This is a genomic window from Delftia sp. WSY_10 (assembly GCF_043104705.1).
Lineage (GTDB): Bacteria > Pseudomonadota > Gammaproteobacteria > Burkholderiales > Burkholderiaceae_C > Comamonas > Comamonas tsuruhatensis.
In genome coordinates this window covers 1-18,303 of the sequence record NZ_JBICKY010000029.1, presented here as the reverse complement: position 1 = coordinate 18,303, position 18,303 = coordinate 1, and the positions used below count along the sequence as shown (strand labels likewise).

The following is an 18,303-nucleotide window of genomic DNA, read 5'->3' as shown; positions in this document are numbered from 1 at the left end:
GCGGACAGGTGATTCACCCGGACATGCTGTCCACCACCGTTTGGCCTGCATCCAGGGAAACCCCAGGCTGGCCTGATGCAAATCAACACTACACTCATCGTCAGCATACTGTTTAATTAGTCGCGACGCATCTGACCCCCAGGCGAGCGACACGCACCACGAAGCACAGGACATCCATGAGCACCAGCATTTCTTCCCGGGCGCTGCCCGTTCTTGTGGCAGGCGGCGGCATTGGCGGCGTGGCGGCCGCGCTGGCCCTGGCACGCCAGGGATTCGCCGTCAAGGTGCTGGAGCAGGCGCCGCAGCTGGGCGAGATCGGCGCCGGCATACAACTGGGGCCCAACGCATTCGCGGCCTTCGACGCGCTGGGCATTGGCGAGCTGGCCCGTGGCCGCGCGGTCTATACCGACGAGATGGTGATGCACGACGCGCTCGATGAGCGGCTGGTCGGCCGCATTCCCACGGGCGAGGCGTTTCGCGCCCGCTTCGGCAACCCGTATGCGGTGATCCACCGCGCCGACATCCACACCTCGCTGCTCGAAGGCGCGCGCACCCACGGTCAAATCGAGACGCTGACGGGCACGCGCATCGAAGCCGTGCAGCAGGAGGGTGACACCGTCACCGTGCGCGACCAGCACGGCCAGGTCCATGTGGGCCAGGCCCTGATCGGCGCCGATGGCGTGAAGTCCGTGGTGCGCCAGCAGTACGTGGGCGATGCGGCGCGTGTCTCCGGCCACGTGGTGTACCGCGCCGTGGTGGAGAAGAACGACTTCCCCGAAGACCTGCGCTGGAACGCGGCCAGCATCTGGGTCGGCCCCAACTACCACCTGGTGCACTACCCGCTGCGTGGCGGCGAGCAGTACAACGTGGTCGTCACCTTCCACAGCCGCGAGCAGGAGGAATGGGGCGTGCGCGAAGGCAGCCGCCAAGAGGTGCAAAGCTACTACAGCGACTGCTGCCCGCGCGCCCGCCAGCTCATAGACCTGCCCAAAAGCTGGAAGCGCTGGGCCACGGCCGACCGCGAGCCCATTGGCCAGTGGAGCTTCGGCCGCGCCACGCTGCTGGGCGATGCCGCACACCCCACGCTGCAATACATCGCCCAGGGCGCCTGCATGGCGCTGGAAGACGCGGTGACGCTGGGCCAGGCGCTGAAGCGCTGCGGCAACGACTGGCCGCAGGCGCTGCGGCTGTACGAGCGCTCGCGCATCGCCCGCACGGCGCGCGTGGTGCTGTCCGCGCGCGAGATGGGCCGCATCTTCCACGCCAGCGGCGTGGAGCGCCTGGTGCGCAACGACCTCTGGAAGGGCCGCACGCCCCAGCGTTTCTACGACGCCATGGAATGGCTGTACGGCTGGAAGGCCGAAACCTGCCTCGCCGAAGACTGAACACAAGGAGACCGCCATGCAAGAACTTGGCCGCCTGGAAGACCTGCCCCAGGACTACCGCGACGAACTCACGCGCAACAACCTGGTGCCGCTGTGGCCCAGCCTGCGCAACGTGATGCCGCCGCACACGCCGCGCCCGCGCACCCAGCCCATTGCCTGGCCCTACCAGGCCATCCGCCCGCTGCTGATGCAGGCCGGCGAGCTGACGCCCATCGAAAAGGCCGAGCGCCGCGTGCTGGTGCTGGCCAACCCCGGCCATGGGCTGGAGAAGATGCAGGCCAGCTCCTCCATCTACCTGGGCATGCAGCTGCTGCTGCCCGGCGAGTGGGCTCCCTCGCACCGCCACACGCCCAATGCCGTGCGCATGGTGGTGGAAGGCCAGGGCGCATGGAGCCTGGTCGACGGCGAGAAATGCCCCATGGAGCGCGGCGACCTCATCCTCACGCCCACGGGCCTGTGGCACGAGCATGGCCATGACGGCGACGAGCCCGTGGTCTGGCTCGATGTGCTGGACCTGCCCCTGGCCTACTACCTGGAAGTCACCTACCACGTGGACGGCCCGCGCCAGGCCGCCCTGCCCGGCCGTGGCGACCGGGCGTATGCGCGCGGCGGCCTGGCACCCACGCAGGTGTTCGCCCGCAGCGCCAAGGCCTACCCCATGCTGCGCTACCCGTGGAAGGACGCGCGCGCCGCCCTGCTGGAACTGGGCGCCGACCGGCCGGACCTGGACTGCGTGCAGCTGGCCTACACCAACCCCGAAACCGGGGCCGACTGCGAAAACATCCTGGGCTTCTACGCGCTGATGCTGCGCCCGGGCCAGACGCTGCAGTTGCCCGCGCGCTCGCCGGCCTGCGTGTTCCATGTCATCGAGGGCGGCGCCAGCGTGGCCGCCGTGGACCGCCATTTCGACCTGGCCCCGGCCGACACCTGCTGCGTGCCCGGCTGGGCGCCCGCCACGCTGGCCAATGCCAGCGCCAGCGAGCCCGCCTTCCTCTTCCTGGCCGACGAGGCGCCTTTGCACCGAAAGCTGGGCCTCTACGAAGTCCGGCCTTGAATCCTCCGATGTCTCTTTACTCCCCCATCGCCAACACCATGACCGCCCCCCAATACCTCTGGACCCCGCCCCCCGTCCAATCCCTGCCCGTGCGCGGCAGCACGCAGCGCCTGCCCGTGAACCGCCTGTTCTTCGTGGGCCGCAACTACCACGCCCATGCCGTCGAGATGGGCCGCCCGGTGGACAAGAGCGTGGAGCGCCCCTTCTACTTCACCAAGGCCCCCTCCACCCTGACCGAATCAGGTGCCACCGTGGCCTACCCGCCCGAGACGAACAACTACCACTTCGAGATGGAACTGGTGGTGGCCATCGGCAAGGCGGGCTTTCGCATTGCGGCGGACCAGGCGCATGAACATATCTACGGCTACGCCTGTGGCCTGGACATGACGCGCCGCGACCTGCAGCTGGTGGCGCGCGACAAGGGCCGGCCCTGGGACCTGGGCAAGGATGTGGAGCAGTCCTCGGTGGCCAGCGAGATCGTGCCCATGCCGGGCCAGGTGATCGAATCCGGCGCCATTGCACTGGCCGTCAATGGCGAGACCAGGCAGCAGTCCGACGTGGACAAGCTGATCTGGAACATCCGCGAAATCATTGCCGACCTCTCGCTGTTCTATCACCTGCAGCCCGGCGACCTCATCTACACGGGCACGCCCGAGGGCGTGGGCGCCGTGCTGCCGGGCGACCGCATCACCGGCCATGTGCAGGGCGTGGGCGAGATCGCGCTCACCGTGGGCCAGCCTGAATAAGACCGGGGAGACCATCACCATGAAGCTCTACAGCTTTTTCCGCAGCGGCACCTCGCACCGCCTGCGCATCGCGCTCAACCTCAAAGGCCTACGCCCTGACTATTTCCCCGTGGACCTGCGCGTGGACGAGCAGGCCCAGGCGCCGTTCAAGCAGGTCAACCCGCAGGGCCTGGTGCCGGCGCTGACGCTGGACGATGGCCGCACGCTGATCCAGTCGCCGGCCATCATCGAATGGCTGGAGGAGCGCCACCCCGAGCCGCCGCTGCTGCCCGCCGACCCCGAGGACCGCGCCCAGGTGCGCGCGCTGGCCGCCATCGTGGGCTGCGACGTGCATCCCATCAACAACCGCCGCATCCTGCAGACCCTGCGCCGCCAGTTCGGTGCAGACGAAGCCGCCATCAATGCCTGGTGCGCCACCTGGATTGCCGACGGCTTCGACGCCATCGAGGCCCTGCTGGCGCAGGACACGCGGCGCGGCGACTTCTGCTTCGGCCACGCACCCACGCTGGCCGATGTCTACCTGGTGCCCCAGATCGAAAGCGCACGCCGCTTTGGCGTGGACCTGAACCGCTGGCCGCTGATCAGCGCAGTGGACAGGGCCTGCGCGGCCCTGCCCGCCTTTGCGCAGGCCGCGCCCCTGGCCCAGCCTGACGCCGGCTGAACCTCGCCGGAACCCCGCCGCACCTTTGCCGGCAGCCCTACCCCGCCCCGAGTCCTCGCCAGAAGGACCGGGGCATTGCAAGCAGTGAAAAAAGCAGATCCAACAGGAGACAGACTGTGAAAGCATCCCCATCCAGCCGCCTCGGCACAACCCCCTCCCGCCGCAAGGCCCTTGCAGGCGCAGCCCTGCTGCTGGCCTCCATCGCCCCGCTGCATTGCGCCTGGGCGCAGGCAGGCTCCAGCAGCGCCGCCAGCTTTCCCACGCGCCCCGTCACCGTGATCACGGCCTTTGCCGTGGGCAGCGGCCCTGACGCCGTGCTGCGCATCGTGGGCGAAAAACTGGCCGCGCGCTGGAAGCAGGGCGTGACCGTGGACAACCGCCCAGGCGGCGGCGGCTTTGTCGCCATCGAAGCCGCACGCCGCGCCAAGCCCGACGGCTACACCCTGCTGCAGCTCGACAGCGAACATGTCTCCGCCCTGCCCTACCTCTACAAGCAGCGCAACTTCCATCCGCTGCAGCACTTCGACCCGGTGGCGCCGCTGTTCCTCACGCCCTTCTTCGTGGCCGTGCCCACGAACTCGCCGTGGAAGAGCATGGGCGACCTGATCAAGGCGGCCAAGTCCGAGCCCGGCAAGGTCAGCTACGGCTCCTGGGGCGTGGGCAGCCCCGGCCACCTGGGCGGCGAATGGCTGGACTTCCTGACCGGCAGCAAGATGACCCATGTGCCCTACCGCGAGGTCAGCCAGCTCTACACCTCGGTGGCCAATGGCGATCCGGCCTGGAGCTTTGCCAGCCTTCCTTCCAGCCAGGGCATCTACAAATCCGGCAAGATCCGCTACCTGGCCGTGGCCGCGCCCCAGCGCATCGCCCAGATGCCCGACGTGCCCACCGTGGCCGAATCGGGCGGCCCCGCCGAACTGATCGTGAACTCCTTCGTCTCCCTGCTGGCGCCCAAGGGCGTGGACACCGCTCTGCGCGACAGGATCCATGCCGACGTGGTCGCCGTGCTGCAGGACCCGCAGGTGCGCGAGAAATTCGCCACCTTCGCCTTCCAGCCCATCACCTGGGAAGTGCCGGAGATGGAGAAATTCGCCAGGACCAAGGCGGACCAGTACAAGCTGCTGATCCAGAAGGCGAATATCAGCCTGGATTGAGAGCACCGAATAGACAAGGCAACGGGGCGTAGCGCCCTGTCGCCCCCGTACCCCGGCCCCTCCTCCCCATATGCCCGTGCCTGCGTCGTGGCGGTTGCGGGGTTGCAGTCCTGCCGAAGGACAGGACTGCTTCGTCAACTGACTCGCCGTGATTGTCTGAACGTAGCGCGCAGCGCGAAGTGAGTTTCACGGCGAACCCCGCGACCGCCACGACGCAGGTTGCCCCGTAGCGAAGCGAAGGGGACGCGGGCATTTGGGCTGTACGTGTCAAGGACATGGGTAACAACTCAGCTCACAGACATGGGTAACACTTCAAGCTCACATAGTCCTTCTGGGGTCCTCACACATCCTCTTCGTTGAAGCAGCCCAGTCGCACCGGCCCCAGATACACATCCCACTGGCCAGCGGCCACCTCCTGCATCCCGATCCACTGCCCCGCCAGCAGGTAGCCGATGTAGACCCGCAGCGCTCGCCAGTAAATCAGGCCGTTGTGGCTGACTCGAACTCGTTCCCAATGCTTCGGGTACTGCAGCTCCGGTAGCTTTGAGGGGTATGGCCTGGCCGAGTCGCTGTAATGCTGGGCCGGCATGCTTTGCTGCAAGGCCTCATGCGGGCGCTGCTGGTTGTAGTGCTCCACAAAGGCATCGAGCTGCATCTGCAATGCCGCTTTGTCCGCCGCAGGCTCTTTGCCCAGGGCATGCTTGAGCGTGCGGTGCATCCGCTCGTGGCGACCGTTTTGCTGTGGCTTGCCCCTCTCGATGCGCTCTGGCCTGATGCCCAGCCTTATCCACCATATCGCCAGGCGTGACAGGCCCGCCACGCCAGTAGTCGCGAACGGCGGACCGTTGTCACTGCGTATGCGCTCGGGCAGTCCGTATTGCCGAAACACCTGTTCGAAGCTGCGTTTGGCATCCTCGTAGTTGGGGCTGTCGTAGACATGCACGGCCAGCAAATAACGGCTGGCGTGGTCCATGATGGTCAATGGATAGCACCAGTGACCATCGGCTGTCTTGAACTGGCCTTTGTAGTCTGCACTCCACACCCCATTGGGCTGCTTGCTCGTTCGCAAGGGCTGGGCCGTAGGCACCGAGCGTCTGCGTACACGCCTGCTGCAAACAAGCCCCTCTGCCTTCAGCACGTTGTAGATGGTGGTTTTGCTGGGTGTCTCCTGTGGGCCCCAACGCTGCAGGAGCAAAGCGTGCAGCTTCTTGGGCCCCATCTGTGACCTTTGCTGCGTGCGCAGCTCAATGATGGCCCGGCGCTGTGCATAGCTGATCGCCTGATTGTTCCCGTGGGGCCTGCGACTGCGTTCTTGCAATCCATCCATGCCCAGTTGGCGGTAACGCTCAACCCACTTGTAGGCCGTCTTGCGGCTGATGCCGTAGCGCCTGCACAGCTCGCTCAGCGGCGCACCACCGCGCAGGTGGTCGGCTATGAAGAGCAGTTTCTCGTCCATGGGTGCGCACTCCTTCCAGGGCATGGTGATCGCTCCTTGGCTGCTGTTGGCTCCAGCTGCCAAGCTTGGATCTGTTACCCATGTCCTTGTACTGATGTGTCACCTATGAGTGTGAGTCGTACCGGCGCGTTTCTTTGCCTCCTTTCTTGTCGCGCGACAAGAAAGGAGGTCGGCCGCCGGGCCGAAACCCGGCCTCGAAAAACAACCGCCCGGCAGGGACCCAAAAAAAGTCGGGATGCAATACTGAATACCTGCCAAGCCAGCTCATTGCCCAATCACTTCACCCTTGCGACTGCGGATTCGCAAATCCCGCCACCTGCTCGTAATGGCGGGCAATGGCACGCAGCTCGTCCTGGCTGATCAGCTCGTCGATATGGCCGAAGGGCTGGCCGCCGCTGAGCTCGTCGGCCTTCATGATGATGAAGTCGGGCGGCGTGGAGCGGTTGGTCAGCACCACCTGGCTGGTGGCGGGCAGGCGGCTGGCCTCATAGGCGGCCAGCAGCGCCAGCGGGTCGCCTTGCGGGTCGGCGGCCAGCAGGTCGGCCAGCACGCGCGCATCGCGCATGGCCTGGGCAGAGCCGTTGGAGCCGCGCGGATACATGGGGTGGGCGGCATCGCCCAGCAGGGTCACGCGGCCGAAGCTCCACTGGTCCACGGGGTCCTTGTCCACCATGGGGTACTCGAAGATGGTCTCGGCCGAGCGGATCAGGGCCGGCACATCCAGCCAGTCGAAGGTCCAGCCGCCGAAAATCTCCAGCACATCCTCCATGCGCCCGGCGCGATTCCAGTCGTTCATGCGCATCTGCGGGTCGCGGATCTCGGCCACCCAGTTGATGCGCTGCATGCCCTGGCCATCGACGTTGTCCTCGATGGGATAGATCACCATCTTGCCGGTATCGACCGAGCCGATGCGCAGATAGCTCTTGCCCGTGAGGATGGGCTTGAAGCGCGAGACGCCGCGCCAGGTGTTGATGCCGCCGAAGGCCAGCTCCTCCTGCGGATAGAACTGGCGCCGCACGGCGGAGTTGACGCCATCGCAGGCCACGACGATGTCGGCCGTGGCCGACGGCGGCACATGGCCCTGGGCATCCGGCGCGAAATGCACGGTGGCGCCATGGGCCGACTGGTCCACACGCACGCAGCGGTGGCCCGTGTGCACTGCGCCCGGGCCCAGGCGCTGCACGGCGGCCTCGAAGAGAACGCGGTGCAGGCGGCCCCGGTGTATGCCCAGCTCGGGCAGCTCGTAGCCCGCATGGCGGCCGCGCGGCTCGCGGTAGACGAACTGGCCGTAGCGGTTGAAGAACACGCTCTCCAGGTTCTCGATCGCCAGGGCCTCCAGCTGCGGCTGCAGGCCCAGGTCGCTGAGTTCGCGCATGGCATGCGGCAGCAGGGTAATGCCCGCGCCGATCTCGCGGACCTCGGGCACGGCCTCGAAGACTTCGCAGGCAATGCCTCTTTGATGCAGGGCCAATGCCAGGCACAGGCCTCCGATGCCGCCCCCCACGATCGCTACTTTCATCCGCTGACTCTCCATGCTTTCTCCAGGGGCGCTGTTGGCGCCCGCCCCGCCTACTCGGCGGTAATCCCCCGCGCCTTGACCAGATCGGCCCAGCGCCGGGCGTCCTTTTGCACCAGGGCCTTGAACTCGGCCGGCGTGCTGCCGGCCGGATCCATGCCCTGGGGCGCGAAGGCATGCCGGACTTCCTCCGACGCCAAAATCGCGCGGATCTCGCGATTGAGGGCATCGACCTGGTCCGCCGGCATGCCGGCCGGCGCAAACACGCCGTACCACATATCCACGTTCACATCGCCCGCCTTGGCCTCCTTGAGCGTGGGCACATCGGGCAGCAGCGGGTGGCGCCGCTGGCTGCCAATGCCCAGCGCGCGCAGCTTGCCGGCCTTCACATGCGTCAATGCCACATGAATGGGCAGGAACATGCATTCCACCTGGCCGCCCAGCAGGTCCGTCAGCGCCGGCCCTGTTCCGCGATAAGGGATGTGCGTGATCGATACGCCCGCCGTGCTCTTGAAAAGCTCCATCGCCATATGGTGCGGAGTGCCCACTCCCGGCGATGCGTAATTGATGCGACCCGGCGAGGCCTTGGCGGCCTTCACCAGATCGGCCGCCGTCTGATAGGCGGAGGCCGTGGGCGTCACCAAAATCAGCTGTCCCCAGCTGGTCAACGTTACAGGCTCGAGGTCCGTCAGCGGATTGAATGGCAATTTGGGATACAGCGATGCGTTCATCACCAGGGTATTCACTGTCACCAAAAGCGTCTGGCCATTGGCGGGCGAGCGCACAACGGCCTCGGTTCCGATATTTCCAGAGGCGCCCGGCTTGTTCTCCACCACCACGGGCCGGCCCTGGCGCTTGGCCAGCAAAGGCCCGATCGTTCGCGCAATCGTGTCGATTCCAGTCCCCGGAGTGAAAGGCACAATCAATTTCAGAGGCACACTCTCGGTGCTGGCGATGGCGCCTGCTACGGGTAAACCCAATACTCCCAATCCGCTTGTCTTCAAAAATTGCCGTCTGCCAACAAAATTTCGCATGTAGACCTCTTTTGTAGTTAGCATGCAAACGCATGGTAATCATGCACCAGAATGGGCACAATTGGTGGAAATCGAATGAATACTGGACATCTCTGCAAGAATACTAGACGCATATGGACACGATGACGCCTGCACCACTGCCGCTATATCAGCGCCCTGGCTTTTTGCTGCGGCGCGCCCACCAGATTTCGGTCGGCATTTTTGAAGAGCAATGCCGCCCCCTGGGACTGACGCCGCCACAGTACGGCGCCCTGGTCCTGATCGACGCCTCCCCCGGCTCCGACCAAAGCTCCCTGGCGCGCGCCATGGGCTTCGACAAGGTGACCACGCTGCGCCTGGTGCGCGGGCTGGAAGAGCGCGAGTACGTGCACCGCGCGCTGAGCACGCGTGACCGCCGCCAGCACCAGCTCACGCTCACCGAAAAGGGCCGGGCCCTGCTGGCCGCCAGCGTGCCGCTGGTGGACCAGGCCTATCACCGCCTGGTCTCTCCGCTGGAAGACGAGGAACTGCAGGAGCTTTTGCGCCTGCTGACCAAGCTGGAGTCCGGCCTGGGCGCCAGCGCCCGCGTGAAGCTGGAGCCGCTGCACAAGCCCGCCGCCCGCGCCGTACACCACTCCAGCCCCGCTGCAGACGACCGCCTGCCGGCCACCGGTACGGACTGAGCCTTCAAGCCCTGAACCCGCATGGCCTGCGAACACCGCAGGCCATGCTTTTTGGCGTGGCCGAGTTGGCATGCCGATGTGCAAAAACGCACATGCATACTGCAAACATCTCCATTGCTTGCGAAAAACCGCACAGCTACCATGCGATGAACGCCCGGCGCACGGCATGCCGGGCCGACACCACCGCAACAGGAGACAAGCCATGAATGCATCCACGTCCGCCAAGGTTTTGGCGCCCACGGTCAAGCTGCTGATCAACGGCAAGCTGGTCGAATCCCAAAGCACCCAATGGCGCGATGTGGTCAACCCGGCCACGCAGGAAGTACTGGCCCGCGTGCCCTTTGCCACGCCCGACGAGGTCAACGCCGCCGTCGCCAACGCCAAGGAAGCCTTCAAGACCTGGCGCAAGACGCCCATTGGCCAGCGCGCCCGCATCTTCCTGAAGCTGCAGCAGCTGATCCGCGAGAACATGAAGGAGCTGGCCGCGCTGCTGACCGCCGAACAGGGCAAGACCCTGCCTGACGCGGAGGGCGATGTCTTCCGCGGCCTGGAAGTGGTGGAGCATGCGGCCAACATCGGCTCGCTGCAGCTGGGCGAGCTGGCCAACAACGTGGCCAACGGCGTGGACACCTATTCCGTGCTGCAGCCCCTGGGCGTGTGCGCGGGCATCACCCCCTTCAACTTCCCGGCCATGATTCCGCTGTGGATGTTCCCCATGGCCATTGCCACGGGCAACACCTTCGTGCTCAAGCCCTCCGAGCAGGACCCCATGGTCACCATGCGCCTGTGCGAACTGGCCCTGGAAGCCGGCATTCCGCCCGGCGTGCTCAACGTGGTGCACGGCGGCGAGGACGTGGTCAACGCCATCTGCGACCACCCCGACATCAAGGCCATCAGCTTCGTGGGCTCCACCAAGGTCGGCACCCATGTCTACAACCGCGCCAGCCTGGCCGGCAAGCGCGTGCAATGCATGATGGGCGCCAAGAACCACGCCATCGTCATGCCCGACGCCAACAAGGAGCAAACGCTCAACGCCCTGCTGGGCGCAGCCTTCGGTGCGGCAGGCCAGCGCTGCATGGCGCTGTCGGTGGCCGTGCTGGTGGGCGATGCGCAGAAGTGGATTCCCGAGCTGGTGGAAAAGTCCAAGACCCTCAAGGTCAGCGGCGGCACCGAGCCCGGCACCGACGTGGGCCCGCTGGTGTCCTGCGCGGCGCTGTCGCGCGTGGAAAGCCTGATCGAACGCGGCCTGGCCGACGGCGCCAAGCTGGAGCTGGACGGCCGCAAGCCCCAGGTGGCCGGCTACGACAAGGGCAACTTCGTCGGCCCCACCGTGTTCAGCGGCGTCAAGCCCGGCATGAGCGTATATGACCAGGAAATCTTCGGCCCCGTGCTGTGCCTGGCGGCTGCCGACAGCCTGGACGAGGCCATCGAGTTCATCAACGCCAACCCCAACGGCAACGGCACGGCCATCTTCACGCAGTCGGGCGCTGCGGCGCGCAAGTTCCAGGAAGACATCGACGTGGGTCAGGTCGGCATCAACGTGCCGATTCCCGTGCCGGTTCCGCTGTTCTCCTTCACGGGCAGCCGCGCCTCCAAGCTGGGCGACCTGGGCCCCTACGGCAAGCAGGTCGTGCTGTTCTACACGCAGACCAAGACCGTCACGGCGCGCTGGTTCGACGACAGCACCACCAGCCAGGGCGTGAACACCACCATCAGCCTGCGCTGATGCATGGGTGGGCGGGCCTGGATTGATCCGGGGCAGGCCCTGGCTCTGGGATGATGGCGGCATGCGTTTTCCAATGACCGCCTCCCTCTCCCGGGGCCTGGGTGCCGCCTTGCTGACCGCCCTGGCCACCCTGCCCCTGACCCTTCACGCGCAGGCCGGTGCAGCCTGCGACCCGGCCTCCACCGCCGCCGCCAGCCGCAATGCCTGCGCGGTCCAGGCCTTCCAGGAGGCCGACACCACGCTCAACATCCGCTACCTGGACGTCATGCAGCAACTGCCCCAGGGCAAGCGCACGGGCCTGCGCCACGACCAGAACGGCTGGATCAAGGGCCGCACGGCACGCTGCAAGGCCGCCACGCGCGACAGCGAAACCCAGCCTGAAGGCCCGCGCCTGTACCACGAATGCCTCACGGCCGCGACACAGGAGCGCATGCAGGCGCTGGAGCGTTGGCTGCAGCACTGACCGCCGCACGCCCCCCACAGCCACCGACAGCCCCCCCAGAACAACAAGGGCCCCAGAGCCCAACGCAGGAGACAAGCCAGCCATGGACTTCGAACTCAACGACGACCAGCGCGCCTTTGCCGAATCGGCCCGCGCCTTTGCCCAGGCCGAACTCGCGCCCCATGCCGCGCACTGGGACCGTGAATCCATCTTCCCGCGCGAGGCCATCGCCAAGGCGGGCGAACTGGGTTTCTGCGGCCTGTACGCGCCCGAGAACGCCGGCGGCCTGCAACTGCCGCGCCTGGATGCCACCATGGTCTTCGAGGAGCTGGCTGCCGTCGATCCCTCCACCACCGCCTTCATCACCATCCACAACATGGCCACCTGGATGCTGGGCACCTGGGCCACCGACGCCGTGCGCGCCGAATGGGGCGAGGCCCTGACCAGCGGCCGCAAGCTGGCCAGCTACTGCCTGACCGAGCCCGGCGCGGGCTCGGACGCCGGCTCGCTCAAGACCCGGGCCGAACTGGCGGGCCATGAATACATCATCAACGGCGCCAAGGCCTTCATCAGCGGCGCGGGCAGCACCGACATGCTGGTGCTGATGGCCAGAACGGGCGACGCAGGCTCGGGCGCCAGCGGCATCTCCGCCTTTGCCGTGCCCGCCGACCTGCCCGGCATCAGCTACGGCAAGAAGGAAGAAAAAATGGGCTGGAACAGCCAGCCCACGCGCGTCATCAGCTTCGACAACGTGCGCATTCCTGCCCAGAACCTGCTGGGCCGCGAGGGCGAAGGCTTCAAGATCGCCATGAAGGGTCTGGACGGCGGGCGCATCAACATCGCCACCTGCTCCGTGGGCGCCGCCCAGGGCGCGCTGACCCAGGCCCAGCAGTACATGCACGAGCGCAAGCAGTTCGGCAAGCCCATTGCCAGCTTCCAGGCCCTGCAGTTCAAGCTGGCCGACATGGCCACCGAACTCGTGGCCGCGCGCCAGATGGTGCGCCTGGCCGCCTCCAAGCTCGATGCCGGCGCGCGCGACGCTTCCACCTACTGCGCCATGGCCAAGCGCTTTGCCACCGATGCCGGCTTCATGGTCTGCAACGAAGCCCTGCAACTGCACGGCGGCTACGGCTACATCCGCGAATATCCGCTGGAGCGCCTCATGCGCGATGCCCGTGTGCACCAGATCCTCGAAGGCACGAACGAAATCATGCGCGTCATCATCGCGCGGCGCATGCTGGAAGGCGATGCGCCGGACATGATCCGCTGACTCATCCACATCCAGCCCGCGCCATGCCCGCCCGCCCGCTCTCCGACACCACGCTGCACCTCATAGACGCCGTGCGCGAAGCCTTGGCCGGCTGCGACGACGTGCAGGAAAAGCGCATGTTCGGCTGCCATGTCTTCATGGTCAACGGCAAGCTGTGCCTGGGCGTGGAAGACGACGAACTGCTGGTGCGCCTGCCGCCTTCGCAGCACGCGGCCGTGGCAGAGACGCCGGGCCTGCGCCCGCTCTCGTCCAAGGGCCAGATGGACGGCTACTTCTTCATCGGCCCCGCCGCCTACGCCACGCGCCAGCAGTGGCAGCACTGGATTGCCCAGGCCCTGGCCTTCAACCCCCACGCCAAGGCCACGCCCCCGAAAAAGCGCAAGGCCCAGGCCAGCGAACCCGCGCCCGCCGACGCAAAGACACCGCCGGCGCCCCCCGCCCCGGCCGGGCGCCGCACACGCAAGCACCCCATCTTCGGCGACGAATAAGCCCCCTTTGCAGGAGAGCCCCATGCCCATCCGCATCGTCCAGCTAGGCAGCCCCCGCCACGCCGATGAAGGCCTGCGCATAGGCACCGTGCGCCGCCCGCCGCGCGGCGTGCCCAAGGCCGAATTCGCCAGCCGCGACTACTACGACGTCTGGTACCCCGAACTCTCGCCCCAGCCCGACACCATGCACACCGCGCTCGAATCGCACCGCCTGCAGGACCACGGCCAGCAGGCCGAGGCCGACAAGCTCTGGCAGCAATTCGTGCGCAAATTCCGCAAGGAAATGGCCGAGCCCGCCGCCAGCCGCACCCTGGACCTGCTGGCCGCCCTCTCGCAGCACAGCGCCTTCGCCATCGGCTGCTACTGCGAGCAGGAGGCACGCTGCCACCGCGGCATCCTGCGCTCCCTGCTCAAGGAACGCGGCGCCGACATTGCGAACGGTGACAAGGACACCGGCGACATGGACACCGGCGAAAAGTACACCGACGACACGGTCCACTGAGACACACCACAAGCTTCACAACACAGGAGACAAGCACATGCAGATCGCATTCATCGGACTCGGCAACATGGGCGGCCCCATGGCCATCAACCTGCACAAGGCCGGCCACACGGTCAAGGCCTTCGACCTCTCCAAAGACGCCTGCGCCAAGGTCGCTGCAGAGGGCGTGAGCATTGCCGCCAGCGCCGAGGACGCCGTGCAGGGCGCCGAAGCCGTGGTCTCCATGCTGCCCGCCAGCCAGCATGTGGAAGGCCTCTTCCTCGGCCGTGACGGCGCAGCCAGCCTGCTGCAGCGCATTGCCAAGGGCGCGCTCATCATCGACAGCTCCACCATCGCCGCCGCCACCAGCCAAAAGGTCGCCAAGGCCGCACAGGCCGCAGGCATTGCCTTCATCGACGCCCCCGTCTCCGGCGGCACGGGCGGCGCCATTGCAGGCACCCTCACCTTCATGGTGGGCGGCAGCGACGCCGACCTGGAGCGCGCCCGCCCCCTGCTCGAAAAAATGGGCGCCAACATCTTCCACGCCGGCGCCGTGGGCGCGGGCCAGACCGCCAAGATCTGCAACAACATGCTGCTGGGCATCCTCATGATCGGCACCAGCGAAGCCATCGCCCTGGGCGTGGCCAACGGCCTGGACCCCAAGGTCCTCAGCGAAATCATGCGCCGCAGCTCGGGCGGCAACTGGGCCCTGGAAAAATACAACCCCTTCCCCGGCGTCCACGAAAACGCCCCCGCCTCCAAGAACTACGCAGGCGGCTTCGGCACCGACCTCATGCTCAAGGACCTGGGCCTGGCCCAGGAAAACGCCATGGCCGTCAAGGCCTCCACGCCCCTGGGCGGCATGGCGCGCGCCATGTACGCCATGCACTCCATCGCCGGCAACGGCGCCCTGGACTTCTCCAGCGTCATCCGCTCCCTGCAAAAGAACGGCTGACGCCCCCGGCCCCGCCCCATCTCCCCGCCCCCAATCCCGTATGCCCGCGCCTGCGTCGGGCCGCCTGCGGGGTTGCAGTCCTGCCGCAGGACAGGACTGCCTCGTCAACTGACTCGCCGCAGTTGTCTGAACGGAGCGCGCAGCGCGCAGTGAGTTCTGCGGCGAACCCCGCAGGCGGCCCGACGCAGGTTGCCCCGCAGCGCAGCGAAGGGGTCGCGGGCATTCGGGTCGTCTTTCTTTGGCCTACGTTTCTTCGGCCGGCGTACCGGTGACGAATCAAAGAAAGGTAGGTCGGCCGCCGGGCCGAGACCCGGCCTCGAAAAACAACCACCCGGCAGGGTCAAAAAGCAAGAAACCCCGGTCAATCCAACCGGGGTTTTCTCTCTCGGCTACCCCAACAGCCCTGCGTAAGCTGCCACGGCTACCCTGAATCGTCAGCGCGTCATCCATCACAACGAACACAAGCAACCATGACCACTACACCCCCCACCTTCTCCCCCATGCCCACAGCAGAAGGCTACTTCGGCCCCTACGGCGGCCAGTTGGTCCCGCCCCACCTCAAGCAGGCCATGGACGACATCAACACCGCCTACGCCGAAATCACCAAACGCCAAGACTTCCAGCAGGAACTGGCCCAGCTCTTCGCCGACTACGTGGGCCGCCCCAGCCCCATCTTCCACGCGCGGCGCCTGTCGGAGCAGCTCGGCGGCGCACAGATCCACCTCAAGCGCGAAGACCTCAACCACACCGGCGCCCACAAGATCAACCACTGCCTGGGCGAGGCCCTGCTGGCCAAGTTCATGGGCAAGAAGAAGGTCATCGCAGAAACCGGCGCCGGCCAGCACGGCGTGGCCCTGGCCACGGCCTGCGCGCTGGTGGGCATTCCCTGCGAGATCCACATGGGCCAGGTGGACATCGAGAAGGAACACCCCAACGTCACCAAGATGCGCATCCTGGGCTGCAAGCTCGTGCCCGTCACGCGCGGCGCGGCCACGCTCAAGGAGGCCGTGGACAGCGCCTTCGAGGAATACCTCACCAACCCCACCGACTACATCTACGCCATCGGCTCCGTGGTCGGCCCCCACCCGTTCCCGATGATGGTGCGCGACTTCCAGAGCATCATCGGCCGCGAGGCGCGCGAGCAATTCCAGGCCAAACACGGCAAGCTGCCCGACCATGTGGCCGCCTGCGTGGGCGGCGGCTCCAACGCCATGGGCATCTTCACGGCCTTCCTGGGCGATGCCTCGGTCAAGCTCGTCGGCGTGGAGCCCTCGGGCGAAGGCACGGACAAGCCCGGCCGCCACGCAGCCACCCTCAGCATGGGCAAGCCCGGCGAAATCCACGGCATGAAGTGCTACGTGCTGGAAAACGCAGACGGCACGCCGGCTGCCGTGCACAGCATTGCCTCGGGCCTGGACTATCCGGGCGTGGGCCCGCAGCACAGCTACCTCAAGGACCTGGGCCGCGTGCAGTACGAATCCGTCACCGACAAGGAATGCCTGGACGCCTTCATGCAGCTGTCGCGCGTGGAAGGCATCATCCCCGCGCTGGAAAGCGCCCACGCCGTGGCCTGGGCCATGCGCGTGGCGCCCGGCCTGCCCAAGGACCAGCACATCCTCATCAACCTCTCGGGCCGTGGCGACAAGGACGCCGACTACGTGGCCAAGGTGCTGGGCCTCTGAACGCAGAGCTTGCGCTGGATCAAACCGCAGCACACCGGAGGGGGCAAAGGGCGCCCTCTCCGACAACCGCTCTCCGGGACGGTAGAGACAATGGCCCCGACCATAGCCTTGTCCAACCCCATTCCCGGAAGGAGCCACACCCATGAAGCCTGCCCCGTTCGCACGCACCGCCGCCCTCTCCATCGCCCTGGCCCTGACCTGCGCCACCGCCGCCTTGCCCGCCGCAGCCAAATCGGTGGCCGAATGGCAGACCATCACCAGCCAGGCCAAGATCCCGCTGGAACAGGCCATCACCCGCGCCACCCAGGCCGTGCCCGGCAAGGCCATCGAAGCCCAGCTGGACGACGGCGACGGCATGGGCCCGCGCTACGAAATCGAAGTCATCACCCCGGCCGGCGACAGCGTGGAAGTCTGGGTCAACGCCATCACCGGCCAGGCCGCCCAGCACAAGAACGACGGCACCGCCAAGCGCAAGGACCGCCAGCGCCTGGAAAAGGCCAAATCCACCATAGAGCAGGCCATACAGGCCGCCACCCGCCACACTCCGGGCACGCCCGTCAGCGCGGAACTGGACTCCCACTGGGGCCAGACCAGCTACCAGGTCGAAGTGCTGCAGGCCAACGGCACGCTCATGGAAGTCAAGATCGACGCCGTGGGCGGCGAAGTCATCCGGGCCAAGAAGGACTGACACACCGCCCCAACCCGGCAGCGCGCTTCAACATGAGGCGCGCTTTTTTCGCCCATTTTTTGCCTCGCTCCCGCCATGTCCGCAGGCCATCCGCGCCTGCAGCACTCTTCAGGCCAACGCCACCGACACCCCCTCATCCGCAAACCGCTTCGCCGCCCTGAGCAGATAGCTCACGGCATAAAGAATGGGGTCGTCGGCCTCATCGCCATTGAGATGCTCCACCACCTCAATGGCATAGCCCAGGTTCACCGCCGTGTCGTGCAGCAGGCCCACCAGTTCCCTGTCCTCCGGCTCCAGCGACTGCGCCTGGTCGGCCTTCACGTAGTAGATGCGCAGCAGATCGCGGCACACGCAATTGATGGCCGTGATGTTGTGGCGAGCGTGCAGGTCCAGCACATCCAGCGCGGCGCCCATGTGCAGGACGGCGTCTATGGCGAGGTCTTCGAGTTTGGGTGGGGGTGTGGTGGCTAAGGCTTGCTGCTCCATCTGCGCTCCTGTCGAGAGTTGCTCAGCGCCCAAGATCACTGGGCAAATGCGACGCCCATCTGCTGGAAGCGCCATCGCTGCTTTACAAAACTCCAACTATAGGTGGAAGACTGTCTGCACGCAAACCCGGAAGCTTTGCTCACTTTAGTGAGCAGATATGACAGAACTTGATAAAGCCTTTGGAAGCTTGTTGCGTGAGCTACGCAATGAGCGTGCACTGTCCCAGGAAGCCCTTGCCGCGGAAGCCGGGCTGGCGCGCAACTACATCAGCCAGTTGGAGCTTGGTAGCAAATGTCCGAGCCTTCGGTCTGTTTTCAAGCTATGCAAGGTGTTGGGGGTTGCGCCGGGGGATGTGGTGGGTGAGGTTGGTAGACGAGTAGAAAGAAGTGAAAGCGGTATCTAGTGAAGGACTGTTGC

19 protein-coding genes are annotated in these 18,303 nt (G+C 66.3%); 15 read left to right on the top strand and 4 right to left on the bottom strand.

Annotation, left to right across the window (positions count from 1 at the left end; all coding sequences use genetic code 11):
• Positions 1–176 precede the first annotated feature (176 nt).
• The 5 genes from ACF8ML_RS12750 (at position 177) to ACF8ML_RS12730 (ending at position 5,000) form a co-directional block, all read left to right on the top strand.
• Complete coding sequence (locus tag ACF8ML_RS12750) at positions 177–1,385, top strand: 3-hydroxybenzoate 6-monooxygenase (RefSeq protein ID WP_074922187.1); 1,209 nt, start codon at positions 177–179, stop codon at positions 1,383–1,385.
• 16 nt (positions 1,386–1,401) lie between these two features.
• On the top strand, positions 1,402–2,439 hold the full coding sequence (locus ACF8ML_RS12745) for a cupin domain-containing protein (RefSeq protein WP_392407153.1): 1,038 nt from the start codon (positions 1,402–1,404) through the stop codon (positions 2,437–2,439).
• A gap of 38 nt (positions 2,440–2,477) precedes the next feature.
• On the top strand, positions 2,478–3,185 hold the full coding sequence (locus ACF8ML_RS12740) for a fumarylacetoacetate hydrolase family protein (RefSeq protein ID WP_034393430.1): 708 nt from the start codon (positions 2,478–2,480) through the stop codon (positions 3,183–3,185).
• Positions 3,186–3,204: 19 nt separating this feature from the next.
• Complete coding sequence (gene maiA / locus ACF8ML_RS12735; protein ID WP_392407151.1) at positions 3,205–3,846, top strand: maleylacetoacetate isomerase; 642 nt, start codon at positions 3,205–3,207, stop codon at positions 3,844–3,846.
• A 116-nt stretch (positions 3,847–3,962) separates the two neighbouring features.
• Entirely contained in the window at positions 3,963–5,000 is a 1,038-nt protein-coding gene (locus ACF8ML_RS12730) for a Bug family tripartite tricarboxylate transporter substrate binding protein (protein WP_392407150.1), read from the top strand.
• Positions 5,001–5,340: 340 nt separating this feature from the next.
• On the opposite strand, the gene ACF8ML_RS12725 is transcribed toward ACF8ML_RS12730, so the two are convergent.
• The 3 genes from ACF8ML_RS12725 to ACF8ML_RS12715 all read right to left on the bottom strand — a co-directional run bounded on the left by ACF8ML_RS12725 (position 5,341) and on the right by ACF8ML_RS12715 (position 9,006).
• Entirely contained in the window at positions 5,341–6,480 is a 1,140-nt protein-coding gene (locus tag ACF8ML_RS12725) for an IS481 family transposase (protein ID WP_392407149.1), read from the bottom strand.
• Between the two features lie 256 nt (positions 6,481–6,736).
• Positions 6,737–7,975, bottom strand: a complete 1,239-nt coding sequence (locus ACF8ML_RS12720) for a flavin-dependent oxidoreductase (RefSeq protein ID WP_043791955.1) — start codon at positions 7,973–7,975, stop codon at positions 6,737–6,739.
• A gap of 50 nt (positions 7,976–8,025) precedes the next feature.
• Positions 8,026–9,006 (bottom strand): tripartite tricarboxylate transporter substrate binding protein, encoded by a 981-nt coding sequence (locus ACF8ML_RS12715; protein WP_016446007.1) that lies wholly within the window; start codon positions 9,004–9,006, stop codon positions 8,026–8,028.
• A 122-nt stretch (positions 9,007–9,128) separates the two neighbouring features.
• Here ACF8ML_RS12715 and ACF8ML_RS12710 point away from each other — a divergent pair, with 122 nt between their 5' ends.
• The 9 genes from ACF8ML_RS12710 (at position 9,129) to ACF8ML_RS12670 (ending at position 17,400) form a co-directional block, all read left to right on the top strand.
• Complete coding sequence (locus ACF8ML_RS12710) at positions 9,129–9,668, top strand: MarR family winged helix-turn-helix transcriptional regulator (RefSeq protein ID WP_223275353.1); 540 nt, start codon at positions 9,129–9,131, stop codon at positions 9,666–9,668.
• Positions 9,669–9,870: 202 nt separating this feature from the next.
• Positions 9,871–11,394, top strand: a complete 1,524-nt coding sequence (locus tag ACF8ML_RS12705) for a CoA-acylating methylmalonate-semialdehyde dehydrogenase (RefSeq protein ID WP_012205523.1) — start codon at positions 9,871–9,873, stop codon at positions 11,392–11,394.
• A gap of 61 nt (positions 11,395–11,455) precedes the next feature.
• Entirely contained in the window at positions 11,456–11,857 is a 402-nt protein-coding gene (locus tag ACF8ML_RS12700) for a lysozyme inhibitor LprI family protein (RefSeq protein WP_392407148.1), read from the top strand.
• 82 nt (positions 11,858–11,939) lie between these two features.
• The gene (locus ACF8ML_RS12695) at positions 11,940–13,106 is read left to right on the top strand and encodes an acyl-CoA dehydrogenase family protein (protein ID WP_016446004.1); all 1,167 of its coding nucleotides are present in this window, start codon (positions 11,940–11,942) and stop codon (positions 13,104–13,106) included.
• Positions 13,107–13,129: 23 nt separating this feature from the next.
• Entirely contained in the window at positions 13,130–13,594 is a 465-nt protein-coding gene (locus tag ACF8ML_RS12690; protein ID WP_034393410.1) for a TfoX/Sxy family protein, read from the top strand.
• 22 nt (positions 13,595–13,616) lie between these two features.
• Complete coding sequence (locus ACF8ML_RS12685; protein WP_392407145.1) at positions 13,617–14,096, top strand: DUF488 domain-containing protein; 480 nt, start codon at positions 13,617–13,619, stop codon at positions 14,094–14,096.
• A 37-nt stretch (positions 14,097–14,133) separates the two neighbouring features.
• Positions 14,134–15,030, top strand: a complete 897-nt coding sequence (gene mmsB / locus ACF8ML_RS12680; protein WP_047327802.1) for a 3-hydroxyisobutyrate dehydrogenase — start codon at positions 14,134–14,136, stop codon at positions 15,028–15,030.
• 470 nt (positions 15,031–15,500) lie between these two features.
• Positions 15,501–16,712, top strand: coding sequence for a tryptophan synthase subunit beta (gene trpB / locus ACF8ML_RS12675; protein ID WP_047327801.1), 1,212 nt, complete (start codon positions 15,501–15,503; stop codon positions 16,710–16,712).
• A 142-nt stretch (positions 16,713–16,854) separates the two neighbouring features.
• On the top strand, positions 16,855–17,400 hold the full coding sequence (locus tag ACF8ML_RS12670; protein WP_180317117.1) for a PepSY domain-containing protein: 546 nt from the start codon (positions 16,855–16,857) through the stop codon (positions 17,398–17,400).
• A gap of 108 nt (positions 17,401–17,508) precedes the next feature.
• On the opposite strand, the gene ACF8ML_RS12665 is transcribed toward ACF8ML_RS12670, so the two are convergent.
• Positions 17,509–17,886 carry a hypothetical protein gene (locus tag ACF8ML_RS12665; RefSeq protein WP_392407212.1) on the bottom strand — a complete coding sequence of 126 codons (378 nt, stop codon included), beginning with the start codon at positions 17,884–17,886 and terminating at the stop codon, positions 17,509–17,511.
• Between the two features lie 157 nt (positions 17,887–18,043).
• Here ACF8ML_RS12665 and ACF8ML_RS12660 point away from each other — a divergent pair, with 157 nt between their 5' ends.
• On the top strand, positions 18,044–18,289 hold the full coding sequence (locus ACF8ML_RS12660) for a helix-turn-helix domain-containing protein (RefSeq protein ID WP_203399410.1): 246 nt from the start codon (positions 18,044–18,046) through the stop codon (positions 18,287–18,289).
• Positions 18,290–18,303: the final 14 nt, after the last annotated feature.